This window comes from Streptomyces sp. NPDC015139, assembly GCF_043079785.1.
Lineage (GTDB): Bacteria > Actinomycetota > Actinomycetes > Streptomycetales > Streptomycetaceae > Streptomyces > Streptomyces albidocamelliae.
In genome coordinates this window covers 123,128-148,108 of record NZ_JBIBUW010000006.1, presented here as the reverse complement: position 1 = coordinate 148,108, position 24,981 = coordinate 123,128, and the positions used below count along the sequence as shown (strand labels likewise).

22 protein-coding genes are annotated in these 24,981 nt (G+C 72.3%); 14 read left to right on the top strand and 8 right to left on the bottom strand.

Annotated elements, in window-relative coordinates; translation table 11 throughout:
* Positions 1-105 precede the first annotated feature (105 nt).
* The 6 genes from ACF08B_RS18255 to ACF08B_RS18230 form a co-directional block, all read right to left on the bottom strand.
* Entirely contained in the window at positions 106-1,389 is a 1,284-nt protein-coding gene (locus ACF08B_RS18255) for a cupin-like domain-containing protein (protein ID WP_392318264.1), read from the bottom strand.
* Positions 1,386-2,759 carry an MFS transporter gene (locus tag ACF08B_RS18250; RefSeq protein ID WP_392318263.1) on the bottom strand — a complete coding sequence of 458 codons (1,374 nt, stop codon included), beginning with the start codon at positions 2,757-2,759 and terminating at the stop codon, positions 1,386-1,388. The genes ACF08B_RS18255 and ACF08B_RS18250 overlap by 4 nt, the downstream gene beginning before the upstream one ends.
* Positions 2,759-3,571 (bottom strand): aKG-HExxH-type peptide beta-hydroxylase, encoded by an 813-nt coding sequence (locus ACF08B_RS18245; protein WP_392318262.1) that lies wholly within the window; start codon positions 3,569-3,571, stop codon positions 2,759-2,761. Before ACF08B_RS18245 ends, ACF08B_RS18250 begins: the two co-directional genes overlap by 1 nt.
* Positions 3,553-4,215, bottom strand: a complete 663-nt coding sequence (locus ACF08B_RS18240; RefSeq protein ID WP_392318261.1) for a TfuA-like protein — start codon at positions 4,213-4,215, stop codon at positions 3,553-3,555. Before ACF08B_RS18240 ends, ACF08B_RS18245 begins: the two co-directional genes overlap by 19 nt.
* Positions 4,212-5,423: a YcaO-like family protein gene (locus ACF08B_RS18235; protein ID WP_392318260.1), complete on the bottom strand. Its 1,212-nt coding sequence runs from the start codon at positions 5,421-5,423 to the stop codon at positions 4,212-4,214. The genes ACF08B_RS18240 and ACF08B_RS18235 overlap by 4 nt, the downstream gene beginning before the upstream one ends.
* A 178-nt stretch (positions 5,424-5,601) precedes the next feature.
* On the bottom strand, positions 5,602-5,757 hold the full coding sequence (locus ACF08B_RS18230) for a hypothetical protein (RefSeq protein ID WP_358667269.1): 156 nt from the start codon (positions 5,755-5,757) through the stop codon (positions 5,602-5,604).
* A 429-nt stretch (positions 5,758-6,186) separates the two neighbouring features.
* On the opposite strand from ACF08B_RS18230, the gene ACF08B_RS18225 reads away from it, so the two are divergent.
* From ACF08B_RS18225 to ACF08B_RS18205, 5 genes are all read left to right on the top strand, one after another.
* Positions 6,187-7,299, top strand: coding sequence for an NAD(P)H-dependent flavin oxidoreductase (locus ACF08B_RS18225; protein WP_392318259.1), 1,113 nt, complete (start codon positions 6,187-6,189; stop codon positions 7,297-7,299).
* Positions 7,296-8,846, top strand: coding sequence for an acyl-CoA synthetase (locus ACF08B_RS18220; RefSeq protein ID WP_392318258.1), 1,551 nt, complete (start codon positions 7,296-7,298; stop codon positions 8,844-8,846). Before ACF08B_RS18225 ends, ACF08B_RS18220 begins: the two co-directional genes overlap by 4 nt.
* Positions 8,847-8,961: 115 nt before the next feature.
* Positions 8,962-10,467 carry an acyl-CoA synthetase gene (locus ACF08B_RS18215; RefSeq protein WP_392318257.1) on the top strand — a complete coding sequence of 502 codons (1,506 nt, stop codon included), beginning with the start codon at positions 8,962-8,964 and terminating at the stop codon, positions 10,465-10,467.
* A gap of 68 nt (positions 10,468-10,535) precedes the next feature.
* The gene (locus ACF08B_RS18210; RefSeq protein WP_392318256.1) at positions 10,536-11,429 is read left to right on the top strand and encodes an alpha/beta fold hydrolase; all 894 of its coding nucleotides are present in this window, start codon (positions 10,536-10,538) and stop codon (positions 11,427-11,429) included.
* Positions 11,430-11,439: 10 nt separating this feature from the next.
* Entirely contained in the window at positions 11,440-12,144 is a 705-nt protein-coding gene (locus ACF08B_RS18205; protein ID WP_392318255.1) for an alpha/beta fold hydrolase, read from the top strand.
* A gap of 34 nt (positions 12,145-12,178) precedes the next feature.
* On the opposite strand, the gene ACF08B_RS18200 is transcribed toward ACF08B_RS18205, so the two are convergent.
* Entirely contained in the window at positions 12,179-13,795 is a 1,617-nt protein-coding gene (locus ACF08B_RS18200) for an acyl-CoA synthetase (protein WP_392318254.1), read from the bottom strand.
* 186 nt (positions 13,796-13,981) lie between these two features.
* Here ACF08B_RS18200 and ACF08B_RS18195 point away from each other — a divergent pair, with 186 nt between their 5' ends.
* From ACF08B_RS18195 to ACF08B_RS18155, 9 genes are all read left to right on the top strand, one after another.
* A complete protein-coding gene (locus ACF08B_RS18195; RefSeq protein WP_392318253.1) occupies positions 13,982-14,782 on the top strand; it encodes a crotonase/enoyl-CoA hydratase family protein in 801 nt (266 codons plus the stop codon).
* Positions 14,783-14,798: 16 nt separating this feature from the next.
* Entirely contained in the window at positions 14,799-15,740 is a 942-nt protein-coding gene (locus ACF08B_RS18190) for a Zn-ribbon domain-containing OB-fold protein (RefSeq protein WP_392318252.1), read from the top strand.
* Positions 15,737-16,804: a thiolase domain-containing protein gene (locus ACF08B_RS18185; protein ID WP_392318251.1), complete on the top strand. Its 1,068-nt coding sequence runs from the start codon at positions 15,737-15,739 to the stop codon at positions 16,802-16,804. The genes ACF08B_RS18190 and ACF08B_RS18185 overlap by 4 nt, the downstream gene beginning before the upstream one ends.
* Positions 16,801-17,967 (top strand): thiolase domain-containing protein, encoded by a 1,167-nt coding sequence (locus tag ACF08B_RS18180; RefSeq protein WP_392318250.1) that lies wholly within the window; start codon positions 16,801-16,803, stop codon positions 17,965-17,967. Before ACF08B_RS18185 ends, ACF08B_RS18180 begins: the two co-directional genes overlap by 4 nt.
* Positions 17,968-18,049: 82 nt before the next feature.
* Entirely contained in the window at positions 18,050-18,292 is a 243-nt protein-coding gene (locus ACF08B_RS18175; protein WP_093479704.1) for a DUF397 domain-containing protein, read from the top strand.
* Positions 18,293-18,408: 116 nt separating this feature from the next.
* The gene (locus ACF08B_RS18170) at positions 18,409-19,311 is read left to right on the top strand and encodes a universal stress protein (protein ID WP_392318249.1); all 903 of its coding nucleotides are present in this window, start codon (positions 18,409-18,411) and stop codon (positions 19,309-19,311) included.
* Between the two features lie 190 nt (positions 19,312-19,501).
* Positions 19,502-20,791, top strand: coding sequence for an alpha/beta hydrolase family esterase (locus tag ACF08B_RS18165; protein ID WP_392318248.1), 1,290 nt, complete (start codon positions 19,502-19,504; stop codon positions 20,789-20,791).
* Positions 20,792-20,937: 146 nt separating this feature from the next.
* Entirely contained in the window at positions 20,938-22,368 is a 1,431-nt protein-coding gene (locus ACF08B_RS18160; RefSeq protein WP_392318247.1) for a 3-hydroxybutyrate oligomer hydrolase family protein, read from the top strand.
* Positions 22,369-22,442: 74 nt separating this feature from the next.
* Entirely contained in the window at positions 22,443-22,940 is a 498-nt protein-coding gene (locus ACF08B_RS18155) for a hypothetical protein (protein ID WP_093479708.1), read from the top strand.
* A 13-nt stretch (positions 22,941-22,953) separates the two neighbouring features.
* Here the strand turns inward: ACF08B_RS18155 and ACF08B_RS18150 are convergent, their stop codons facing one another.
* Positions 22,954-24,924 (bottom strand): N-acetylmuramoyl-L-alanine amidase, encoded by a 1,971-nt coding sequence (locus ACF08B_RS18150; RefSeq protein WP_392318246.1) that lies wholly within the window; start codon positions 24,922-24,924, stop codon positions 22,954-22,956.
* Positions 24,925-24,981 lie beyond the last annotated feature (57 nt).

The window sequence follows — 24,981 nt, the reverse complement described above, 5'->3', positions numbered from 1 at the left end:
TCTGAAAGTATCTTTCGGGGCTTGCCCTGCACGGTGAAACTTTCCGGTCAGGCGGGCGCCGTGTCAACGAGGCGTGCGACTGCCGTCGTCGCGTCGGACGGTCCGTCAGCCGACGACGTCCTGCCCCCCGACCAGGTCGGCCACTCCCCGTTCGTACAGCGATCGGGCGAGGGCGGTGACGGCCTGGGCGTGCTCGGGTCGGGCGATCGCCTGTTCCAGGCGGAAGGGCCTGCCCGCGGTGAGGTGTTCCACCAGGTGGGTGACGTGGGCGGCGTCGGGCTGGCGGCTCATCCCGCCGAGGACGAACAGCAGGCCCGTACCGTCGCCCGCGCGCAACAGGACGACCGGGCTGTCCGCGCGACCGCGCAGGACGCTGTCCGCTGTCAGTTCGGGCGCTTCGCGGAGTGCTCCGCCACCGCCGATGACGCCACTGGAAGTGGAGCGGGCGAGATGGTGCACCGTGAGGCTGTCGCGAACGGCCTGCAGGAGGGCTTCGGCGTGGGCGGGCAGTTCGACGTCGGCCAACGACGTGAGGACACCGCCGGGCAGGCGGGGATGCGACTCGGCGCGCTCATTGAACTGCGGCATCTGGAGCGCGGCCTTGATGGCCGGCTGGAACGCCGCGGCGGGTGTGCCGTTGCTGAACACGCCGATGGACAGGGCGAGACTGGTCTCCGCGGAGGGCAGCTGGTTGTAGTGCCACCAGTTCTCGGGGATGAAGAGGATTTCGCCGGGCGCGGCCTCGAGGACCAGGGCATCGGCCGCGTAGGGGGCGACGTCGACGTGACCGAAGCAGATCCCGTTGAAGGCGGCCTTCTCCTCCAGCCCCTTGTCGGCGAAGTAGCCCGGCTCCCAGAGCATGATCTTCTTTCGCCCGTGCACCGGCACGAGGAAGGTGTTGCACCAGTCGTTGTGCAGACCGATCCAGGTCTCCTGGTAGTGCCCCGCGATGTAGACGACGTTGATACCCGGTGCGGGGATCCCTCGGCGGTCCACGAAGCCGCTGATGAACGAGCGCGTCATCATCGCTACGCGGTCGGAGTGCCGCAGGCAGTAGTCACGGGTGTAGGTGACGGCCTCGGCCTGGTTCCGTGCTGCCAGCTCGGCGAGGTACCGCTCGAATTCCGCGACGTTCGTCGGCGGGGTGCCGGGCAGTTCGGGGTTCTTGAGGAGCACCCCGTCGACGTTCACGGACACGTCGCCGGCGTTGAGGATGTTGGCGCCGAGTTCGAGGACGTCCTCCATGCGGAACAGGCGGCCGGAGGGGTCGGGAACCGGGAGGACGGCGGGACGGGTGCAGTCGGCGGTGGCCTGGAGGGCCTGTTCCCAGAAGTCGGCGGGGACCTCCGGGAAGCGGATGGCCGAGGGGTCCGCGGGGGCGGTGGTCATAGGGCTTCCTCCTGGGGGAAGGCGTGCGGGTACAGCCGGGCGTAGGCGTCCGGGATGCCGTCGTCGGGCAGTGTCAGGACGGTGCGCAGGTCGGGGCTGAAGGCGCCGACGGCGGTCGCGGCGAGGATCGCCGCGCCGAGCACGGCCATGCCGGGTCCCTCACCGAGGTGTTCGGCGAGGAATCCGCCGAGCAGGTTGCCGATCGGAATGGCCAGGCCGGACAGGAAGGCGACGCTGGCGGTGACGCGGTTGCGCATGCCGGCGGGAGTGGCCAGAACCCGCACGGTGGAGTTGGTGACCGTGATCATGATGAGGCCGACACCACCGATGAGGAAGCTGACGGCGAGTGCCGCGGCCAGGACGACGGGGTGGTCGGTGATCGAGGCGGCGGCGATCCCGCCGGCGAGAATCGAGAGCCCGGTGATGGTGAAGCCGGCCATCACCGTGGTGAAGCGGGTGGTCCTGCCTCGCGTGCGGCGGGCGACCGGCCCGGTGCTGCCCAGCAGCAGTCCCACGCCGAACGCGGCCTCGGCGACTCCGATCAGCCAGGTGTCGTCGGGGAAGGAACGGCGGGTGAGCGCGGGCAGCAGGACGGCGAAGACGGGGAAGAGCGCGAGGTTGACGGCGAGAGCCAGCATGGCGAGCTGGAACTCGGACCGGATCCGGTAGATGGCCTGCCAGCCGTCGAGGGTGCTCCGGTACCACGTCGACAGGGGAGGCTGCTTCGTCCTCTCCGCGCCCGGTGCGTCGTCGGGCGCGTCCGCGGTGGCAGAGGCGCCGGTCATGAGCAGAAAGCTGCCGGCCACCGCGGCGGTGTTGATGGCGAGAGTGGCTCCGGTGCCGACGAAGCCCAGCAGCACGCTGGCCACGATCGGCCCCAGCACCGAAGCCAGTGCCATGACGCTGCCGCGGCGCCGCATCGCCGTCTCCACCAGCGGGACCGGCACCAGCGAGCGCACCACAGTGGTCTGCAACGGCTCGCGCACACCGTTGCACACGCCGATCACGGCGAGGCCCACGGCCAAGGCCGCCGGATGGTAGAGGTCGCCGGCGTACAGTCCGGTCAGCCCGGCGATCAACAGGGTGCTGATCAGATAGCAGGCGGCGATGAGCCGGTCGGGCCGGTAGGTGTCGCCCAGCCAGCCCAGCAGTCCACGGGCGAGGATCTCGGCGCCCGAGCCGGCCGCCACGAACGCGGCGAAGGTGGCGGCGCTGCCGGTCTGGTCCAGCGACCACCAGGCGACCGCGAGTTGTCCGCAGCGCGTGCCGACGCCGTTGAGGAAGGCCGCGCCCTGCACGGCGTGGAACGCCCGCCCCAGCCGGTTCTCGTCCATGGTGGTGGCGGGGGGTGTGGTGATGGAATCTTGCATCAGGAAGCTGCGGTCTCTTTCCCGGGAACGGAGTGGATGTGTAGCTCCCGGGCGGCGGCAAGGTCGGCGTGGACGAGGCGTCCCACCGGAGTGAGCTCGGGATGGTCGGCGGCGGTGGTGACACAGCCGCCGAGGTAGTCGGCGAGTTCCGCACCGCGCCGGTGTGAGGTGGCGTCGGCGCCGGGACGGAGGAAGTAGCGGGCGGCCGCGGCCGCGAAGTGGCCGGCCAGCAGCACTCCTCGCAGCGACTTGCCCGCGGTGCCGGAGGGCAGGGTGAACCGGGTCAGCGAACCGTCCGCCTGGAGATCGCACAGTTCGGAGACGAAGGTCAGCCATACGTGGGCGTGCTCATGGATGAGGGTTTCTTCCAGCAGGCGGTCGTGAGCGAACGCCGGGGTGCCCAGGAAGACGGTCTGCGGAATGAGGGCCGTGGTGGCGCTGATGTGGGTCCCGGGCATGTGGCGGTAGCGGATGGGAATCCGGAACAGCGGTGCCCACGAGGGTATGCGGTCGGTGATTCTCCCGGTGGCTTCGTCGAGCTGCCGGAGCAGCGCGGGGTTTTCGAGGGGTTCGGACTCGATGCCCTCGGTCCGGCAGCGGGCATGGTCGCGGAAGACGTCGGCGGCCTTCGCCGGGTCGAGGTAGTCGGCCAGCGTCGGGAAGGCATGAGGGGCCGCTCGTCGGCGAGTGGCCGCGGCCAGGCTGAGCAGGGTCCGCGGCTCGAAGGTGTCCGCGAGGAACGGGGTGCCGCCGAGCGCTCGCCACAGTTCCGCCGCGCGGGCGGGCGAGGTCATCAGACTGTCGGCTGCCACGGCTGCTCCTTGAGGAAACGAAGAAGGTCGTGCTGCTTGGTCCGAAAGGCATCGAAGTTCGCCAGCTCGGCCCGCACGACTGCCGCGGGCAGGCCGCCGCGTTCGGTGAGGGCGTTCTTGAGAGCTCCCAGGGTGCGGTCGGCGTACCAGCGTTGCTTGAGATCGTCCACGATCGCGGCCGTCTGCTCCTCGGCGAGCAGTTGACGGCCGGTGAGGTCGGCGAGGAAGCGACGGATGTGGAACATGGGCTCCGACATGGGCCGGAACGGTGGTTCGCTGCTGTGCATCAGGGCGACCTCGTCGTCGTCGAGGTCGGGGTCTTCGGCATAGGCCTCGAAGACCTCGCCGAACCCGCGCATGCCCAGGGTGTGCATCTCGGCGGCGCGGATGGCGCCCATCGAACACAGGCCCCAGATCTGCCAGCCCTCGGCGAGGGCGGTACGGATCTCGGCGTGACCCACCGCCGGATAGCTGTGGAAGGTACCGTCGGCGATGGCCAGGATGCCCGGCTCGACGGACCGCAGGGCGTCGATGTCCCCGCGCCGGGCCGGCGGGCGCAGGGTCACCCCCGCGTCCGCCCACAGGGTGGCGTCCATGCCCCAGCCGGTGGGTCCCACGAACAAGGACACCGATGAGGTGTTCACGCCTGCTCCTCAGGTTGGTCCATCATGTGCACAAGGCGCGGGCCGACCCGCTTGAGGTTGGGCTGGAACGACTCCAGCTTCGGGGCGATGATCTTCACGACGGCCAGCGGGGACTCCGGGCGTGACAACACCACACGCAGCACCTGCTCCACTCCGCATGCGGCCAGCGAGGCGAGCATGTCGGCCATCGCCTCCTCGACGGAGGTGATCCCGTCCGCGCTGGGGATCTCGGAGTAGGCGATGCTACGGCCGGCATCGGTGACCCGGCGGCGCAGTTCCCGCTCGGCGGCCCGTTCCTTGTCCGCGCCTTCTCCGGCGAAGTAGTCGAACCGTTCGATCAGGTCGTCGCGACCGCCGTGGATGTAGGACAGGCGGGACTGGGCGGCCTCGGCCAGCGCTCTGACCGCGGCGATCTCCTTGATCGGGTGCAGGCCGGATCCGACCGAGATCGCGATCGGGTCGTCGTCCGTGGGCTCCATGATGAAGCCCTGGACGTAGGGCAGCCCGAACTCACTGGCGGTGTAGCGGACTTCGGCCCGCAATCCGGCCGCCGCGACCCGGGAGCGCAACTGGTCCAGGTCGGGAGCGGGCACGTCGAAGTCGATGAGCCGGGACGCGTCACGGAAGTGGTTGAGCGCCTGCACGTCGCGCTCCATCAACTCCGCGAGGCCGTGGACGGTGGCCTCCAGCACCGAGTTGCCGGAGGCGAGCCCGTTCGTGCTGGTCCCGAAGATGACCTGACCGGGGTTCTCCGGGTACGGGGAGAAGACCAGCTCGGCCGGCACGAGAACGGGCCGGCCGGTCACCACGTCGTGCGCCTCGACGCAGGCGAGCGGGCCGTCGGCCTCCACCTTGCGGCCCAGCTGCGGGCACAGGTCCACGAACCGGAAGGATGTTCCCGCCTGCGAGGCGACCTCGCCGGGCGTCGACATCACCACGTCCAGGTGGGTGTGGCGGTACTCGGCCAGCGCGAACTCGATGGCCTCCATATAGGCTCCCACCCGCGCCTCGTCCGGGTGGACGCCTTTGCCCGCGTTCACGCACAGCGATGCCGGCATCGCGCCGGGCCGGATACTGGAGAACACCGGGATGCCGATGCGGTCCAGCCACGTGGTGTCGGTGACCCGGGTGATCCCCAACTGGTCCGCCACCTGACGGGCCGTGGCCAGAGTGTCCGCGAGCGACGTGGTGCGAAGGCTTGAAGTCATCCGGTGCATACAGAGGCTTCCTCGTTCGGTCCCGGCCTGCGTCGTGAAGTACACGCGGCCCGCCCGCGCGGAGTACCGCCGGGTCGGAAGCGCCACAGGACACACTCCGTGCGTGCGTTCGGAGGAGTCCGGCCAGGCCGTTGCGGCGACCTGGGGCCGCCGCAACGACTTACGCTGGTCAGTCGCGGCTCGGCGCGGGCTCCTGCGGCACGAGGTTGTTGGACTCGTGGATCACGAAGCCGGCCTGCATGACGCCCTCGTCCTGCAGCAGGTTCGAGAACTTCTCCACCGCCGCATCGTCCAGGACCAGGCTGTTGACCAGGTTTTCCGGCATGGTGCCCTCCTTCTGGTTGTCCCTCCGACCGACAAGATCGTCGACCGGGCGCCGACTCTAGGGCAGGCGGCACGCTCCGGCTGTGAGACAACTCACCGCTGAAATACTCCCGAAATACCGGGGAGTTGACGAAAAAAAGCCGCAGGACGATGCGAACGGCGGGGCTTCTTGTCCGGTGATTTCGGAACACCTCACGCCATTCCGAGCGCGGCGCCGGAACCGCCCGGGTTCCCGTCGGTGGTGTGAATGGCTGATTACCATGCGTCAAAAGTCCACAGGTTCCGTCAAACATGCGAGTCGCGCGTCGGACCCGGGGGCCGCCCCCGCCGCGCCGACAGGGGAAGGCCGAGTGCCGGCAGTCCCCACCGAATCTGACGATCCATCAGGAAAGGTCTTCCGTCCACCGGACGGCTGCGGCATCCTGCGCCCATGCAGACGGAGCTGAGCAAGCGCCTGGGAATCGAGCACGCCGTCTTCGGCTTCACGCCGTTCCCGGCCGTCGCCGCGGCCATCAGCCGCGCCGGCGGTTTCGGCGTGCTCGGCGCGGTCCGCTACACCGACCCCGACGAACTCGCACGCGATCTCGACTGGCTCGACGCGCACGCCGAGGGGCGGCCCTACGGGCTGGACGTGGTCATGCCCGCCAAGAAGGTGGAGGGCGTCGGCGAAGCGGACGTGGAGGCGATGATCCCCGAAGGGCACCGCCGGTTCGTACGGGACACCCTGGCCCGGCACGGCGTGCCGGAGCTGGCCGAGGGAGAGGCGTCAGGGTGGCGCATCACCGGGTGGATGGAGCAGGTCGCCCGCGGCCAGCTCGACGTCGCCTTCGACCACCCCATCAGGCTGCTCGCCAACGCCCTCGGCTCCCCGCCCGCCGACGTCGTCGCCCGCGCCCACGACCACGGAGTGCTCGTCGCCGCGCTCGCCGGCAGCGCCCGGCACGCCCGCAAGCACCAGGAGGCGGGCATCGACATCGTCGTGGCCCAGGGCTACGAGGCCGGCGGCCACACCGGGGAGATCGCCTCCATGGTGCTGACCCCGGAGGTCGTGGAGGCCGTGGACCCGCTGCCCGTGCTGTCGGCGGGCGGCATCGGCAGCGGCCCGCAGGTGGCGGCCGCCCTCAGCCTCGGCGCCCAAGGGGTGTGGCTGGGCTCCCTCTGGCTCACCACCACGGAGGCCGACCTGCACTCGACGGCCCTGACCCGCAAACTCCTCGCCGCCGGGTCCGGGGACACCGTCCGCTCCCGCGCCCTGACCGGGAAACCGGCACGACAGCTGCGCACCGGGTGGACCGACGCCTGGGACGACCCGGCCGGCCCCGGCACCCTGCCCATGCCGTTGCAGGGCCTGCTGGTCGCCGAGGCCGTCTCCCGCATCCAGAAGTACGAGGTCGAGCCGCTGCTCGGCACGCCCGTCGGCCAGATCGTCGGCCGGATGACCAGTGAACGCAGCGTCCAGGCCGTCTTCGACGACCTCACCCGCGGCTTCGAACAGGCCGTGGACCGCATCAACCGCATCGCCGGAAGGAGCGGCCAGTCGTGAGCACACCCCCCGCCGGGTTCTGGGCACAGGCGGCCCAGAACCCCGACCGCACCGTCCTCGTCGACCCCGACGGCGAGGAGTGGACCGCCGGACGTCTGCACTCCGCCGCCAACCGGCTCGTGCACGGGCTGCGCGCGGCCGGCCTGGAACGCGGCGACGCCTTCGCCGTCGTCCTGCCCAACGGCGTCGAGTTCCTCACCGCCTACCTGGCCGCCAGCCAGGCCGGCCTCTACCTCGTCCCCGTCAACCACCACCTGGTCGGACCCGAGATCGCCTGGATCGTCGCCGACTCCGGCGCCAAGGTGCTCATCGCGCACGAGCGGTACGCCGCCGCGGCCCGCGCCGCCGCCGACGAGGCCCGCCTCCCCGCGGCCCACCGCTACGCGGTCGGCACGGTCGAGGGCTTCCAGCCGTACGACCGGCTCCTCGACGGCCGGCCCGCGTCGGCCCCGGAGGGACGAGAACTCGGCTGGGTCATGAACTACACCTCCGGTACGACCGGACGCCCGCGCGGCATCCGCCGCCCGCTGCCGGGCAGGACGCCCGAGGAGGCCTACCTCGGCGGATTCCTCGGCATCTTCGGCATCCGGCCGTTCGACGACAACGTCCACCTGGTCTGCTCGCCGCTGTACCACACCGCCGTCCTGCAGTTCGCCGGAGCGTCCCTGCACATCGGCCACCTCCTGGTGCTGATGGACAAGTGGACCCCCGAGGACATGCTGCGGCTCATCGACACCCACCGGTGCACCCACACCCACATGGTCCCGACCCAGTTCCACCGGCTGCTGGCCCTCCCGGACGAGGTCAGGGCCCGCTACGACGTCTCCGCCATGCGGCACGCCATCCACGGCGCCGCGCCCTGCCCCGACCACGTCAAGCGCGCGATGATCGACTGGTGGGGGAACTGCGTGGAGGAGTACTACGCGGCCAGCGAGGGCGGCGGCGCCTTCGCCACCGCCGAGGACTGGCTGAAGAAGCCCGGCACCGTCGGCAAGGCCTGGCCCATCAGCGAACTCGCGGTCTTCGACGACGACGGCAACCGGCTCCCGCCCGGTGAACTCGGCACCGTCTACATGAAGATGAGCACCGGCGGCTTCCAGTACCACAGGGACGAGGCCAAGACCCGCAGGAACCGCATCGGCGACTACTTCACCGTCGGCGACCTCGGCTACCTGGACGAGGACGGCTACCTCTTCCTCCGCGACCGCAAGATCGACATGATCATCTCCGGTGGGGTGAACATCTACCCGGCCGAGATCGAATCCGCGCTCCTCGCCCACCCGGCCGTCGCCGACGCCGCCGCCTTCGGCATCCCGCACGACGACTGGGGCGAGGAGGTCAAGGCCGTCGTCGAACCGGCCCCCGGGCACGAACCGGGACCGGACCTGACGGCCGCGCTGCTCGCGCACTGCGCCGGCCGGCTGGCCGGCTACAAACGGCCGCGCACCATCGACTTCATCGAGGAGATGCCCCGCGACCCCAACGGCAAGCTGTACAAGCGGCGCCTGCGGGAGCCGTACTGGGAGGGCCGCACCCGGCCGGTGTGACCGGCGCGCCACCGGGCGGACGGGCCACGCCCGGTGGCCCCTCGGCGCGCGACCGGCCCGAACGCCGGGGCCCGGTCCTTGACCGGTACGGCCGGTGGGCCGAGGATCGGCTGTCATGATGCAGGGACACGGCAGCACGGTCGACGGGGTCCTGCGACGCAGCGCCCGGCGCACCCCGGCGCGCGTCGCGGTGGAGTACGGCACGCGCAGATGGACCTACGAGGAACTCGACGACGCCGTCTCCCGCGCGGCCGCCCTGCTGCTCGCCGAGGGCCTCGTGCCCGGCGACCGCGTCGGCGCCTACGGCCACAACTCCGACGCCTATCTGATCGGGTTCCTCGCCTGCGCCCGCGCGGGCCTGGTCCATGTGCCGGTCAACCAGAACCTCACCGGCGAGGACCTCGCCTACCTCGTCGGCCAGTCCGGCAGCTCGCTCGTGCTCACCGACCCGGGCCTCGCGGCACGGCTTCCGGACGGGGTGCGGCGGTTGCCGCTGCGGGACAGCGAGGACTCCCTGCTCGCCCGGCTGCCGGACACAGCGCCGTACGACGGGCCCGAGCCGCGCACCGAGGACCTGGTGCAGCTGCTCTACACCTCCGGCACCACCGCCCGGCCCAAGGGCGCGATGATGACCCACCGGGCCCTCGTGCACGAGTACCTGAGCGCCATCACGGCCCTCGACCTGAGCGCCGGGGACCGGCCGGTGCACGCGCTGCCGCTGTACCACTCGGCGCAGATGCACGTGTTCCTGCTGCCCTATCTCGCCGTCGGCGCGACCAGCATCCTCCTGGACGCGCCCGACGGCGACCGGCTCTTCGACCTGATCGAATCCGGCCGCGTGGACAGCCTGTTCGCACCGCCGACCGTGTGGATCGGCCTGGCGAGCCGGCCCGACTTCGACACCCGCGACCTCGGCGGCCTGCGCAAGGCCTACTACGGCGCCTCCATCATGCCGGTGCCCGTGCTGGAGCGGCTGCGGGAACGCCTGCCGAAGCTCGCCTTCTACAACTGCTTCGGCCAGAGCGAGATCGGCCCGCTCGCCACCGTACTCGGCCCCGGCGAGCACGAGGGCCGGCTGGACTCGTGCGGCCGGACCGTGCTGTTCGTGGACGCCCGGGTGGTCGACGACGACGGCGCGGACGTGCCCGACGGCACGCCGGGCGAAGTCGTCTACCGGTCACCGCAGTTGTGCGAGGGCTACTGGGACAGGCCCGAGGAGACGGCCGACGCCTTCCGGGACGGCTGGTTCCACTCCGGCGACCTCGCGGTGCGCGACGCCGACGGCTACCTCACGATCGTCGACCGGGTGAAGGACGTCATCAACTCCGGTGGCGTGCTGGTCGCCTCACGTCAGGTCGAGGACGCCCTGTACACCCATGAGGCGGTCGCCGAGGCCGCCGTGATCGGTCTGCCCGACGAGCGGTGGATCGAGGCCGTCACCGCGGTCGTCGTCGCGCGCGGCGAGGTGACCGAGGACCAGCTGATCACCCATGTGAAGGAGCGGCTCACCGCCTTCAAGGCGCCCAAGAAGGTGCTGTTCGTGCCCGAGTTGCCGCGCAACGCCAGCGGGAAGATCCTCAAGCGCGACCTGCGCGACCGCTTCCGCGACCAGGCACCCTGACCGCCGCGTCGCCTCGTTTTAGGGAAAGGCGTTGCCGGCTTACGGCACCGCCCCGGATGATCGGCGGCATGCCCACCTTCCTGACGACCGACGGCACCCGGCTCGCCTACCACCTGCGCGGCGAGGGCGAACCCCTCGCGGTGCTGCCCGGCGGCCCCATGCGTGCCTCCGCCTACCTCGGCGACCTGGGTGGGCTGACCGCGCACCGCCGGCTGGCCCTGCTGGACCTGCGGGGGACGGGCGACTCCGCGGTGCCGGCGGACCCCGAGACCTACCGCTGCGACCGGATGGTCGAGGACGTGGAGCTGTGGCGCGCCCACATGGGGCTGGAGCACATGGACCTGCTGGCCCACTCGGCGGGCGCCGCTCTCGCCATGCTCTACGCGGCCCGCCGGCCGCACCGGATCCGGCGGCTCGTGCTGATCACCCCCAACCCGTCCGCCCTGGGCCTGCGGGCCACCCCCGAGGACCGGCTGGTGGCGGCGGAACTGCGCAAGGGCGAACCGTGGTTCGCGGACGCCTTCCCCGCCTTCCGGGCCTGGCTCGCGGGCGAGGCCGGGTTCGACGACGTCTTCCTGCCGTTCTTCCACGGCCGCTGGGACGACACCGCACGGGCCCACACGGACGCCGAGCTGACGCAGACCAACGAGGAGGCCGGGGAGCGCTACTTCGCCGACGGCGCCTTCACCCCGGACGAGACCCGCGCCGCCCTGGCCGGACTGACCGCCCCGGTCCTCGTGTACGCGGGCGAACTCGACGGCGGACCACGCCCCGACCTCGCCCGCCGGGCCGCGCGGGCCTTCCCGGACGCCGAGACGACCGTCCAGCCCGGCGCCGCCCACTACCCCTGGCTCGACGACCCGGAACACTTCCGCGCCCGCGTCCTCGCCTTCCTGGACGGGCCCGCGCCCGCCGCTCCGCCGTCGGCAGAGCGGACGCCACGCCACCGACCGCACGACTAGCCTGGCCGGCATGGACACCGCGCCGCCGTACGCCGTCGAGGCGAACGGGATCACGCTGGCCTGCCGCGCCTGGGGGCCGGCGGACGCAGCGCCCGTCGTCCTGCTGCACTGCCGGGGCGCCGACGGCGCGGACTGGACGCGGATCGCCGAACGGCTCGCGGCGCCACCGCGACCGCGCCGCGTGTACGCCCCCGACCTGCGCGGCCACGGACACAGCGGCCGGGCCGGGGACTACACGGCCGAGACGATGAGCGAGGACGTCCGTGCCCTCATGACCGCCCTGGGAATCGGCACGGCCGACGTCGTCGGCCACTCCCTGGGCGGCCTCGTCGCGTACCTGCTGGCCCAGCGCCACCCCGCGGCCGTACGGCGCCTGGTGCTGGAGGACGTGTGCGCCCCGGTACCGCTCGACCCGCCCCGGCCGCCCGCCGAACACCCCGGCGGTGAACTGCCGTTCGACTGGGCGATGGTGCGGGCGACCGACGCTCAGCGCAACGCGCCCGACCCGGTGTGGTGGGACCACATGGACCGGATCACCATGCCGGCGCTGGTGATCGGGGGCGGTCCCACCAGCCTCGTCCCGCAGGACCAGGTGGCGCTCCTCGCGGAGCTGATCCCGGACGCCCGGCTGGTGACCGTCGACGCCGGTCACCTGGTGCACGAGAGCCGACCGGAGGACTTCCTGGCCGTCCTGGAGGACTTCCTCGACCGCTGACCCCGGCCGGCGGTCCGCGGGGCGGTTTCCGCGGCTACCGGAGGTCGGCCGCGACCGCCACCTCCCGTGCCCATCGGTAGTCCGCCTTGCCGCTCGGTGACCGCTGGACCAGCTCGGTGATCACCAGCTGGCGGGGGATCTTGTACCCGGCCAGCCGGGTACGGCAGTGGCTCTGGATGTCCGCCAGTGACGGCCGAGGCGCTCCCTCGCGCAGCTGTACCACGGCGGCCACGTGGTTGCCCCACGTGGCGTCCGGCACGCCCGCGACCAGCGCGTCGTACACGTCCGGATGCGCCTTGAGCGCCTGCTCGATCTCCTCGGGGTACACCTTCTCGCCCCCGGTGTTGATGCACTGCGAGCCCCGGCCGAGCACGGTGACCACGCCGTCCGCGTCGACCGTCGCCATGTCGCCCAGCAGGACCCAGCGCCGCCCGTCCTTCTCGAAGAAGGTCTCGGCGGTTTTCCGCGGGTCGTTGTAGTAGCCAAGCGGGACGTTGCCGCACTGGGCGACCCGGCCGACCTCGCCGACGGCGACCGGCTCGTGCGTGGCCGGATCCACCACCAGCGTGCGGGAGTTGACCCGGATGCGGAAGCCGCGCTCGGGTCCGGAGTCGTCGGTCGCCGTCCCGTTGAAACCGGACTCGGAGGACCCGAAGTTGTTCAGCAGCAGGGCGCTCGGCACCAGCTCACGGAACTGCCGGCGGACCGTCTCCGACATGATGGCGCCCGACGAGGACACGCTGAACAGGGCGGAGCAGTCGGTGCCCTTCATCGGCCCGTTCAGCGCGTCGATCAGCGGCCGCAGCATCGCGTCCCCGACCAGGGACACGCTGGTGACCTTCTCCCGTTCGACGGTCCGCAGCACCTCCTCCGGCACGAACTTGCGGTGCAGGACGACGCGCTGGCCGAAGTTGAACCCGATGAACGCGGTGAGGGTCGACGTGCCGTGCATCAGCGGGGGAGTGGGGAAGAAGGTGATCCCGGAGCCGCCCGCGGCCACCCGCCGGGCCAGCTCCTCCGGTGTCTTCACCGGCTCCCCGGTCGGCGCCCCGCCCCCCAGCCCGGCGAAGAACAGGTCCTCCTGACGCCACATCACCCCCTTGGGCATGCCCGTGGTGCCGCCCGTGTAGATGATGAACTGGTCGTCCCCCGACCGCGCCGGGAAGCCCCGCCCGGGCGAGCCGGCGGCCTCCGCGTCGGCGAAGGGCGCCGCGCCGGGCACCCGGGCCTCACCCGTGCCGACGCGCACCAGGTGCCGCAGGTCCGGAGTGCGCGGCAGCGCGCCAGCCACCCGCTCCTCGAACTCCGCGTCGAAGACCAGCGCGACGAGGTCGGCGTCCCGGTAGAGGTAGACCAACTCCTCCTCGACGTACCGGTAGTTGACGTTGACCGGGACGATCCGGGCCTTGAGGCAGGCCAGTACCGTCTGCAGGTACTCGACCCCGTTGTACAGGTGCAGACCGAGGTGCTCCCCGGGCCGCAGGCCGCTGTCCGTGAGGTGGTGCGCGACGCGGTTGGCGGCGGCGTCCAGCTCCGCGTAGGTCAGCCGGCGCTCCGCGCCCGTGCCGGGGTGGTCGAGGTACACGAGCGCCTCGCGGTCCGGGACCACGTCGACGACCGACTCGAACAGATCGGCAAGGTTGTACTCCACCGCTCCTCCTGACCCCGGCAGCCCGGACAAGAAAGGCGCATCCGTCGGTTCGCCGGTCATCAGAGCAAAGGGGACCGCAACTGGGAAGGCCCCGCACCAATAAATCTGACTGACTGTCAGAAAACCCTTGAAGTGGTCCCCCGCCTCCTGCAACCTGTTCTCGTTCTCACCGAGGGGAGATGGCCCATGGGCGGGACGGAACACCTCACCGTGCGGCGCGAGGGCGCCACACTGGTGCTCACGCTGAACAGGCCCGACGCAAGGAACGCGCTCTCGCTCCCGATGCTCGTCGGCCTGTACGACGGCTGGATCGAGGCCGACGAGGACGACGCGATCCGCTCGATCGTGCTCACGGGGGCCGGCGCCGCCTTCTGCGCCGGAATGGACCTGAAGGCGCTGGCCGGCGACGGCATGCAGGGGGAGCACCACCGCGACCGGCTCAAGGCCGACCCCGACCTGCACTGGAAGGCGATGCTGCGTCACCACCGCCCCCGCAAACCGGTCATCGCCGCCGTCGAGGGACACTGCGTCGCCGGTGGCACCGAGATCCTCCAGGGTACGGACATCAGGGTCGCCGGCGAGTCCGCGACCTTCGGCCTCTTCGAGGTCCGGCGCGGACTCTTCCCCATCGGCGGCTCCACCGTCCGGCTGCAGCGCCAGATCCCCCGCACCCACGCCCTGGAGATGCTGCTCACCGGCCGGCCGTACAGCGCCCGGGAGGCCGCGGACATCGGCCTGATCGGCCATGTGGTGCCCGACGGCACCGCGCTCGCCGAGGCCCTCCGGATCGCCGAGCTGATCAACGCCTGCGGCCCGCTCGCCGTGGAGGCCGTCAAGGCGTCCGTCTACGAGACCGCCGAGATGACGGAGGCCGACGGGCTCGCCGCCGAACTCGCCCGCGGCTGGCCCGTCTTCGACACCGCCGACGCCAAGGAAGGGGCCCGCGCGTTCGCCGAGAAGCGGCCCCCCGTCTACAAGCGCGCCTGACCCGAGGAGCCACCCGATGCCCGAAGTCCTCAAAGCTCCACTCGTCGTCGAGTTCCCCTTCACCCGCTCCCTCGGCCCCGTCCAGAGCGCCTTCCTCACCGGTCTGCGCGAAGGCGTCGTGCTCGGCGTGCGCACCACCGACGACCGTGTCCTCGTACCGCCCGTCGAGTACGACCCCGTCACCGCCGACGAACTCCGCGACCTGGTGGAGGTCGCCCCCACGGGCACCGTCACCACCTGGGCCTGGAACCACGAACCCCGCCGCGGCCAGCCCCTCGCCACCCCGTTCGCCTGGGTCCTGGTCCGGCTCGACGGCGCCGACACCGCCCTGCTGCACGCCCTCGACGCCCCCGGCCCCGACGCCGTCCGCACCGGCATGCGGGTCCGCGTCCGCTGGGCCGCCGAGCGCACCGGCGCCATCACCGACATCGCCTGCTTCGAGCCGTACGAGGGCGAACCCGTGCGGCCCGGCACGCACTCCGGCGTCTTCGCGGACCCGCTCACCGGGATCGTCGCACCCGCCCGCCTCGACTACACCTACTCGCCCGGCCGCGCCCAGACCGCCTACATCGGCGCCCTGGCCCGGCGGCGCACCGTCGGCGAACGCTGCCCGTCCTGCCGCAAGGTGTACGTCCCGCCCAGGGGCGCCTGCCCCACCTGCGGACTCGCCACGCACGAACAGGTGGAGGTGGGCCCCCGCGGCACGGTCACCACCTACTGCATCGTCAACATCAAGGCGAAGAACCTCGACATCGACGTGCCCTACGTCTACGCACACATCGCCCTCGACGGCGCCGACCTCGCCCTGCACGCCCGGATCGGCGGCATCCCCTACGACCAGGTCCGCATGGGCCTGCGCGTGGAACCGGTGTGGACCGAGGGCGCCCGCCACCCCGACCACTACCGGCCCACCGGCGAGCCCGACGCGGACTACGAGACGTACAAGGAGCTGCTGTGACCAGCGACCACCGCGCCGCCCGGGACATCGCCGTCGTCGCGTTCGCCCAGACCGACCACCGGCGCTCCACCGAGGAGTCCTCCGAGGTCGAGATGCTCCTGCCGGTCCTGCACGAGGTCCTGGACCGGACCGGACTGAAGACCGCCGACATCGGCTTCACCTGCTCCGGGTCCAGCGACTACCTCGCCGGCCGGGCCTTCTCCTTCACCCTCGCCCTCGACGGGGTGGGCGCCTGGCCGCCCATCTCCGAGTCGCACGTCGAGATGGACGGCGCCTGGGCGCTGTACGAGGCCTGGACCAAGCTCCTCACCGGGGAGGCCGACACCGCGCTCGTGTACTCCTACGGCAAGTGCTCACCCGGCTCGGTCCGTGACGTGCTGACCCGCCAGCTCGACCCCTACTACGTCGCCCCCCTGTGGCCCGACGCCGTGGCCCTCGCCGCCCTCCAGGCACAGGCCCTCATCGACGCCGGGCACACCGACGAGCCCGCCCTCGCCGCCGTCGGCGCCCGCAGCCGGGCCGACGCGGGCGCCAACCCCCACGCCCAGCTCAAGGGCCGTGTCCCGCAGGGCGACTACGTCGTACGGCCCCTGCGCACCGGCGACTGCCCGCCCATCGGCGACGGCGCCGCGGCGGTCGTCCTCGCGGCGGGGGAGAAGGCCCGGGAACTGTGCGAGCGTCCCGCCTGGATCCGGGGCATCGACCACCGCATCGAGGCCCACGCGCTCGGCGTCCGCGACCTGACCGACTCGCCGTCCGCCCGGCTGGCCGCGGAACACGCCGGGGCCTTCGAACGACCGGTCGACACAGCCGAGTTGCACGCGCCGTTCACCTCGCAGGAGGTCGTCCTGCGCAAGGCCCTCCGCCTCGGTGACGACGTACGCGTCAACCCCTCGGGCGGAGCGCTCGCCGCCAACCCGGTGATGGCCGCCGGGCTCCTGCGCATCGGCGAGGCCGCGGCCGCCGTCCACCGCGGCGAGTCCGACCGCGCCCTCGCCCACGCCACCTCAGGCCCCTGCCTCCAGCAGAACCTGGTCGCCGTACTCGAAGGGGATCCGCGATGAGCAAGGAACCCGTGGCCGTCACCGGCGTCGGCCAGACCAAGCACGTGGCGGCACGCCGCGACGTGTCGATCGCCGGACTCGTCCGCGAGGCCGCCCACCGTGCCCTGGAGGACGCCGCGTTGACGTGGGCCGACGTCGACGCGGTGGTCATCGGCAAGGCGCCCGACTTCTTCGAGGGCGTGATGATGCCCGAGCTGTACCTCGCCGACGCCCTCGGCGCGGTCGGCAAACCCATGCTGCGGGTGCACACCGCCGGCTCCGTCGGCGGGTCCACCGCGCTCGTCGCCGCGAACCTCGTCGCCGCCCGCGTCCACGGCACGGTCCTCACCCTCGCCTTCGAAAAACAGTCCGAGTCGAACGCCATGTGGGGGCTGTCCCTGCCCATCCCCTTCCAGCAGCCCCTGCTCGCCGGCGCCGGCGGATTCTTCGCCCCGCACGTGCGCGCGTACATGCGGCGCAGCGGCGCCCCCGACACCGTCGGCTCCCTCGTCGCCTACAAGGACCGGCGCAACGCGCTCAAGAACCCCTGGGCCCATCTCCACGAACACGACATCACCCTGGAGAAGGTCCAGGCCTCGCCCATGCTGTGGGACCCGATCCGCTACTCCGAGACCTGCCCGTCCTCGGACGGCGCCTGCGCCATGGTCCTCACCGACGGTGCCGGAGCCGCCCGGGCGCCCCGCCCGCCCGCCTGGCTGCTCGGCGGCGCCATGCGCAGCGAGCCCACCCTGTTCGCCGGCAAGGACTTCGTCTCCCCGCAGGCCGGCAAGGACTGCGCCGCCGACGTCTACCGGCAGGCCGGCATCACCGACCCGCGCCGGGACATCGACGCCGTCGAGATGTACGTGCCCTTCTCCTGGTACGAGCCCATGTGGCTGGAGAACCTCGGGTTCGCGGAGGAGGGCGAGGGCTGGAAGCTCACCGAGTCCGGCGTGACCGCACTCGACGGCGACCTGCCCGTCAACATGTCGGGCGGCGTGCTGTCCACCAACCCCATCGGCGCCTCCGGGATGATCCGCTTCGCCGAGGCCGCCCTCCAGGTCCGCGGTCGGGCCGGGGCGCACCAAGTGGACGGCGCGCGCAGGGTGCTCGGCCACGCCTACGGCGGAGGCTCGCAGTTCTTCTCCATGTGGCTGGTGGGATCCGAGCCCCCCGATTCCTGAAAGGTCCCCGGAACGTGGCCTGTCGGCCGTCGAGAGCGGTCGCTAGGCTGACCGCGGACGACGAACCGGGAGGAGCACGGACGTGGCCGAGAGCACCATCCAGCAGCAGCCGCTCACAGGCTGGGACAAGCCGGAGCTGGATCTCAGCAGGGCCGACTGGCAGTCCAGCAGCCGAGGTCTGGGGGATGTCCAGATCGCCTTCGTCGAAGGCTTCATCGCCATGCGGAACAGCGGCCGTCCGGGAGGCCCTTCCCTGATCTTCACCCCCGCCGAATGGGGTGCCTTCGTCTCCGGCGCGCGTGAGGGCGAGTTCGATCTGACCTGAGCGAGGGGTGTTCCGGCCGGATTTCCGGACACGCGACCGACAGCGCCCTGCCGGGGCCACGCCTGAGCGAGGCTGGCCCCAGCAAGGGGAAGGTCGTGTTCCGGAGGTGGGCAAGGATGAGCACTGCGCCGGTCATCGCCGCGGTCGACGGTTCCGAGGACAGCCTGCGGGCCCTGGAGTGGGCCCTGGAGACCGCCGGCCGCCGCGCGGCACCGCTGCGGGTGGTGCACGTACGGCAGTACGCCGCCTGGGGCCAGGCCGACGTGCTGGTCGCCGCACCACCGGAGGCCGAGGGCGATCCGGTGCTCGACGAGGTACGCGCCCGGCTCGCGGGCCGCGTGCGGGAGCCGGCCGTCGAGTACGTCGCCCTGGAGGGCGTACCGGGCGCCGTCCTGCCCGAACTCGGCCTGGATGCCGAGCTGCTGGTCCTCGGCTCGCGGGGCCGCGGCGGCTTCGCCAGCCTGCTGCTCGGCTCCAACGGCCTCGCCGTCGCACGGGACGCCGAGTGCCCGGTGGTCGTCGTCCCCGCACCCGGCCGTGAGGTGCACGGGGACAAAGCCGAGGAGCCGGGGCCCCGGGTGGTCGTGGGCCTGCACGCCGACAGTCCCGACGACGCCGTCCTCACCTTCGCGTTCACCGAGGCCGCCCTGCGGGGCGCCCGGGTCCAGGTGATCGCCGCCTACCCGTGGCCGGTGCAGACGTGGTCCGCCCCCGGCCAGCTCGTGCCGCCCCCGGTCGACCGGGACGCGATCGAGAACGAGACCCGTGCCCTCGCCGAGGGCTTCCTCGCCCCGCACCGAAAGCGGCGCCCCGAGGTCCGTGCCGACGTGCAGGCGCTCCCCGGCGACGCGGCGGGCCTCCTCGTCGCCGCCTCCAAGGACGCCGAGCTGGTCGTCGTCGGCCGGCACCGGCGACGGCTGCTCGCCCCGGCCCGCATGATGGGCTCGGTCACCCAGGCCGTGCTGCTGCACGCGGCGAGCCCGGTCGCGGTGGTGCCGCCGGGGGCGCCCGAGGAGTGAGGCCGGGCCGGGCGGTAGCAGAGCGCACGGCACCCCGCAATGCGTCCGGAGTCGACCGGCCCGGCCGTGGCTGTGGTGCCGCACGCCATGGCGGCACCCCCTGCGGGAACCTACGGTTCCGCCACGCCCGGTGCTCCAGGCGCCCCCGCGCCGGAGCGGCCGGGACCGTGCGCCCACCGAAGGAGCCGCCATGCGCCCGCCCTCCGCGTCGAAGGCACCACCCGCAGCCCACCGCGAAGCCCTCACCCCGACGACCGCGCCCGGGCGATCCACCCGCCGCCCGCGACGCCTCCTGGCCCGTCTCCTGGCCGTCGTGGCCGTCGTCCTCGGCACCGCCCTCGCCGGCCCCCTGCCCACGGCACACGCCTCCGTCACCCTCACCCGGGTGAGCGGCTTCGGGTCCAACCCGGGCGCCCTCACCATGTACGTGTACCGGCCCGCGTCCCTCACCGCGCACCCACCGGTGGTCGTGGCCCTGCACGGCTGCACCCAGAGCGCCCAGGTGTACGCCGACAACTCCGGGCTCCCGCAACTCGCCGACCAGGACGGGTTCCTGCTGGTGCTCGCCGAGACCACCACCGCCAACAACGCGAACAAATGCTTCAACTGGTTCCAGAGCACCGACAACCGGCGCGACCAGGGCGAGGCCCTCTCCGTCCGGCAGATGGTGGGTCAGGCCGTCACCGCCTACGGCGCCGATCCCCGACGGGTCTACGTCACCGGCCTGTCCGCGGGCGGCGCCATGACCTCGGTCATGCTCGCCACCTACCCCGACGTCTTCACCGCCGGCGCGGTCGTCGCCGGCCTGCCCTACGACTGCACCAGGGACAACAGCCCCTACCTCTGCATGAATCCCGGCGTCGACCTGACCCCCGACGCGTGGGCCCGGCGCGTACGTGACGCCCACCCGTCGTACCAGGGACCCTGGCCGCGCACCGCCATCTGGTACGGCGACCAGGACACCACCGTCGCACCACGCAACGCCACCGAACTGCGCGACCAGTGGACGGCCCTGCACGGACTCTCCCAGACCCCCACCCGCACCCGCACGATCGGATCGGACGCCACCCGGCAGGACCAGTACCTGGCCGCCGACGGCACGGTCGCCGTCGAGGTCGACCGCGTCCCCGGCATCGGCCACGGCACCCCGGTCGACCCCGGCACCGGCACCGAGCAGTGCGGTGCCACCGGCGCCCCCTACTTCCCCGACTCCATCTGCTCCAGCCGCTGGATCGCCCGCTTCTTCGGCCTGGACACCACCGACCCGGGCGGCTCCGACCCCGGCGACGGCGGCACCGCCGCCTGCTGGACGGCGAGCAACTACGCCCAGGTACAGGCCGGACGGGCCACCACCAGCGGCGGCTACGCCTACGCCGTCGGCTCCCGCCAGAACATGGGCCTCTACAACACGTTCGTCACCCACACCCTGAAGGAGTCGCCCACCGGCTACTACACCCTCGCCGACAGCGGCTGCCCCTGACAGCAAGTCAGCCGACGACGGGTCGCCATGGTGGCCGGCAACGCTGTGAGGGCCGCCATCATGGAGGCCCCACACATGTCCGGCGCCACCACCACGCCCCTAACCTCCAGCGCGTCCCCATACACCCGATCCGCCGGAGGCACCGCATGCTCCCACACCGCACCCCACCACTCGGACGGCCGGCACGGCGTGCCGCGCTCGGCGCGCTCTCCCTCGCCGCCGCCTGCTCCCTCCTGGTCACCCCGGCCACGGCGGCACCCACCGCAGCCGGGGCACCGGCCGGCCACTGCGCCGGCCAGGAGCGGCTCCGCGTGCCCGGCGCCGCCCTCCAGCGGACCGACTGCCTGGACGAGCTGACCACCGCCGGGACCGTGGCCTCCGGCCACACCGACCCGGCCGACTACGCGGGCCTCACCCCGAAGGACCTGGCCACGCCCAGCGGAGTCCCCGGCATCCAGATCGACGGCTACTTCCCCGACACCTCCACCACCAACACCAACCACGGCTGGCAGCACGACTCCCAGTTCGTCGTACGGCTGCCCGACCACTGGAACGGCGGCCTGGTGGTCGCCGGCACCCCGGGCAACCGCGAGCAGTACGCCAACGACCGCGCGATCGCCGACTGGGTGCTGGCCCGCGGCTACGCCTACGCCGCCACCGACAAGGGCAACACCGGCACCGCCTTCCACCGCGACGGACGCCGGCCCGGCGACGCCATCGCCGAATGGAACACCCGCCTCACCCAGCTCACCCGCGCGGCCCGCGCCGTCGTCGCCCAGCGCTACCACCGGCCCCCGGCCCGCACCCTCGCCACCGGCATGTCCAACGGCGGCTACCTCGTGCGCTGGCAACTGGAGAACCACCCCGAGCTGTACGACGGCGGAGTCGACTGGGAGGGCACCCTCTGGCGCGGCGACGGCCCCAACCTGCTGACCTCCCTGCCGGCCGCGCTGCGCCACTACCCGGCCTACGCCGCCGGCGGACCCGGAGCCGCCGAGGCCCGGACGGCCCTGCAGCGGGCGGGCTTCCCGGCCGGCTCCGAGTTCCTGTGGCCGTACCACTACCAGGTCTACTGGGACCTCACCCAGCGCATCTACCGCGAGGAGGTCGACCCCGGCTACGACGGCGCCACCGAGGCGGGCACGCCGTACTGCGCCTCCGGCACACCCGCCTGCGACGCCGACTACGACTACGCGGCCCGCCCGGCCGCCGTCCACCGCGCCGTCGACCGCATCGCCCTCACCGGGCGCATCGGCAAACCCCTGATCACCCTCCAGGGCACCCTCGACGTACTCCTGCCGATCAGCGAGGACTCCGACGTCTACGCACGCATGGTTCACGCGTCCGGGCGCGGCGGCCTGCTGCGGTACTACCGCATCGAGGACGGCACGCACACCGACTCCCTGGTCGACGCCTTCCCCGGCCGGCTCCGCCCGCTCGTGCCCTGCCACCGCGCGGCGTTCACGGCCCTCGAAGGGTGGATCACCTCGGGCAGCCGCCCGCCCGCCGACCACACGGTGGCGCGGCCGGCCGGCGCGGACGCGACGACCCTGCTCACCAGCTGCCCCCTGGGCTGACGTCCGCCACCCGCCGGTGCGCCACCCGGCGCCCGCAGGTCACCGACCCGAGCCCGGGCACGTACCATGGCCGCATGTCGTTCCTCCGCCGCCGCAGCGCCACTCCCGCCGGACCCGACTTCGACGTGCTGGCCATGGACCCGGGCGACTGGCCGGGCAACCTCGGCGCGGGTCTGCTGCCCGCCCCAGACGGCACCTGCCAGGGCGTCTTCCTGCGCTACGACCTGTTCGGCGGCCGCGGCCCCGCGATGATCATCGGCAACCTGCCGGAGGGCTCCCCGGCCCGCGACGTCGCCGAGGACGAGATCCCCTTCGAGGTGGGCCAGCTGCTGCTGGCCCTGGAGAACGACGAGGAGATCACCGTCGTCGAGACCGAGGACACGCCGGTCCTCCAGGGCGACAACCTCCTCATCGTGCGCCGTCTGAAGCTGTCCGAGAGCCGGATCTCCTGCGTGCAGTTCGACCGCAGCGACGGCGTCCTCGTGACCATCGCCGCCTGGGACCGCCCCATCACCGACGACCTGTACGCCCTGCTGAAGCCGCTCCCGGCGGAGCTTTTCCAGCAGGGCTGAGACACCGGACCCGCTAGCGGGCCGAGCCCTCCAAGGTCACGTCCGCCGCCCGGACGAACCCGACGCGGTGGCCGTACTGGATCTCGTAGTACAGGTCCTCGCCCACCACGACCCGGTGCGAGTCGGTGGTGAAGGTGACCGCGTAGTAGTACTCGCCCGGCATCTCGTCACCGACCACGTACCGCTGGCCGGCCGGGATCGAGTACGGCAGCGGCACCACCGACTGGGCGGGGACGCCCGCCGGGTAGGCCTCCTTCTCCGGATAGGCGCGCCCGTAGACCGGGATGCTCGCCAGGCCGTCCTTCGGGGTCACCACCAGGCCCTTCGCGGACACCGCCGCCGGGTCCTTGCGCGGGTTCTGGAACCAGGCCTTCTGCCCCAGGTACCAGATCGCCGTCCAGTCGCCCCAGCGGTCGGCGACCGCGTACTGCTGGCCGGTGGAGACCCGTGAGGACAGGTCGTTCACCCCGTCGGTCGGCTCGGTCTTCAGCCCGATGTCCTTGATCAGGGGCGCGCTCACGTCGTGGTCCGAGTACAGCCGCACCTCGCTGGAGCCGTGCGCCGTGCAGGGCTCGCCCTTGGTGGTGCAGCCCGTGTAGACGGGCCGGTTCGACGCGTAGTCGGGCAGGATCGTCACCAGCCCGGACCGCTTGCCGCCCGCCCGCTCGAAGGGGTGGCCCAGCAGCTGGAAGTAGTGCCGCCAGTCCCAGAACGGGCCTGGGTCCGTGTGCATCCCCGGGATGGTGGACGTGGTCGGCCCGGGCACGTTGTCGTGGCCCAGGATGTGCTGCCGGTCCAGCGGAATGTCGTACTTCCGGGAGAGGTACTTCACCAGCCGGGCCGACGACCGGTACATCGCCTCCGTGTACCAGGCGTCCGGGTCGGCGAGAAAGCCCTCGTGCTCGATGCCGACGGACCGGGCGTTGACGTCCCAGTTGCCCGCGTGCCAGGCCACGTCCTTGGCCTTGACGTGCTGAGCGATCAGCCCGTCGGTGGAACGGATGGTGTAGTTCCACGACACATAGGTGGGGTCCTGGATCAGGTTCATCACCCCGTCCCAGGCGCCCTCCGTGTCATGGACGACGATGTACTTGATCCGCTGCGACGCCGGGCGGTCGCCCAGGTCGTGGTTGCCGTAGTCGTCGTTCCCGAACTGCGCGTAGGGCGCCGGGACCGACTCGCACGACACCGACTTCGGGCACTCGACGCCGTCCGTCGGCAGGGTGCGCAGCCCGGCCCGCCCCAGCTGGGCCCGGTCGGGGACCAGCCGCGGCCGGGCGGCCAGCGCGACCTGCTGGCCGTCGTCCGTGGTGCGCTCCTCACCCGAGCGCAGCACGTCGTACACGTCGTCCGCGTACGCGGCGGCGGTCGCCGTGTCGTCGGCGCCCGAGAAGCGCGCCACCGCCCCGTACCAGTCCGCCGGGTCGGCGCTCAGCGGCTCGCCGAGCTCCTTCTGCGCGGCGGCGAGCAGGGCGGCGCCGCCGGACACGTTCGCGGCCGGGTCGGTGCGCAGGTCCGCGGCCGGGATGCCGGTCAGCTCCGCCGCCTTGCGCAGCGTCCGCAGCCGGGCCGGCACCGCCGACTCGGCCGGCACCTCGACGTGGGGCCGGCGGGCGGCGCGTGCCGTGTCGCCCCGCGCGTCCTCCGTGCCCTCGGTGAAGTGCTCCGTGGTCGCCACGGCGGCCCTGGCGTCGGTGAGGTGCATGGGGCCGTACCCGCCGGTGACGCTGGGCGCCCCGCCGTGCCCGTCCCAGCGGGACTGCAGATAGGAGACGGCCAGCAGGACGCTCTGCGGCACGTGGTGGTCGGCCGCGGCGGTGGCGAACGCCTGCTGCAACCGGTCGGCGGAGGAATCGGTGGCGCCGTGCGCCGGTGCCGCGCCGAGCAGCGGCAGCAGCAGGGCCGCGGAGGCGAACGGGCCGGCGGCCCGCCGCAGATGTCTGTGGCCGGGCGTGGACGTGGGATCGGTGGCGGGACCTCGCAATGCGGCCTCCTGTGACGGGCGGGCGTGGCGGGGCGTGCGGTGCCGAACTGGGTCAGT

Coding starts and splice junctions, on each gene's coding strand:
- ACF08B_RS18255 (WP_392318264.1), bottom strand. CDS start 1,389: ATGACCACCGCCCCCGCGGACCCCTCGGCCATCCGCTTCCCGGAGGTC.
- ACF08B_RS18250 (WP_392318263.1), bottom strand. CDS start 2,759: ATGCAAGATTCCATCACCACACCCCCCGCCACCACCATGGACGAGAAC.
- ACF08B_RS18235 (WP_392318260.1), bottom strand. CDS start 5,423: ATGACTTCAAGCCTTCGCACCACGTCGCTCGCGGACACTCTGGCCACG.
- ACF08B_RS18230 (WP_358667269.1), bottom strand. CDS start 5,757: ATGCCGGAAAACCTGGTCAACAGCCTGGTCCTGGACGATGCGGCGGTG.
- ACF08B_RS18225 (WP_392318259.1), top strand. CDS start 6,187: ATGCAGACGGAGCTGAGCAAGCGCCTGGGAATCGAGCACGCCGTCTTC.
- ACF08B_RS18215 (WP_392318257.1), top strand. CDS start 8,962: ATGATGCAGGGACACGGCAGCACGGTCGACGGGGTCCTGCGACGCAGC.
- ACF08B_RS18210 (WP_392318256.1), top strand. CDS start 10,536: ATGCCCACCTTCCTGACGACCGACGGCACCCGGCTCGCCTACCACCTG.
- ACF08B_RS18205 (WP_392318255.1), top strand. CDS start 11,440: ATGGACACCGCGCCGCCGTACGCCGTCGAGGCGAACGGGATCACGCTG.
- ACF08B_RS18195 (WP_392318253.1), top strand. CDS start 13,982: ATGGGCGGGACGGAACACCTCACCGTGCGGCGCGAGGGCGCCACACTG.
- ACF08B_RS18190 (WP_392318252.1), top strand. CDS start 14,799: ATGCCCGAAGTCCTCAAAGCTCCACTCGTCGTCGAGTTCCCCTTCACC.
- ACF08B_RS18180 (WP_392318250.1), top strand. CDS start 16,801: ATGAGCAAGGAACCCGTGGCCGTCACCGGCGTCGGCCAGACCAAGCAC.
- ACF08B_RS18170 (WP_392318249.1), top strand. CDS start 18,409: ATGAGCACTGCGCCGGTCATCGCCGCGGTCGACGGTTCCGAGGACAGC.
- ACF08B_RS18165 (WP_392318248.1), top strand. CDS start 19,502: ATGCGCCCGCCCTCCGCGTCGAAGGCACCACCCGCAGCCCACCGCGAA.
- ACF08B_RS18160 (WP_392318247.1), top strand. CDS start 20,938: ATGCTCCCACACCGCACCCCACCACTCGGACGGCCGGCACGGCGTGCC.
- ACF08B_RS18155 (WP_093479708.1), top strand. CDS start 22,443: ATGTCGTTCCTCCGCCGCCGCAGCGCCACTCCCGCCGGACCCGACTTC.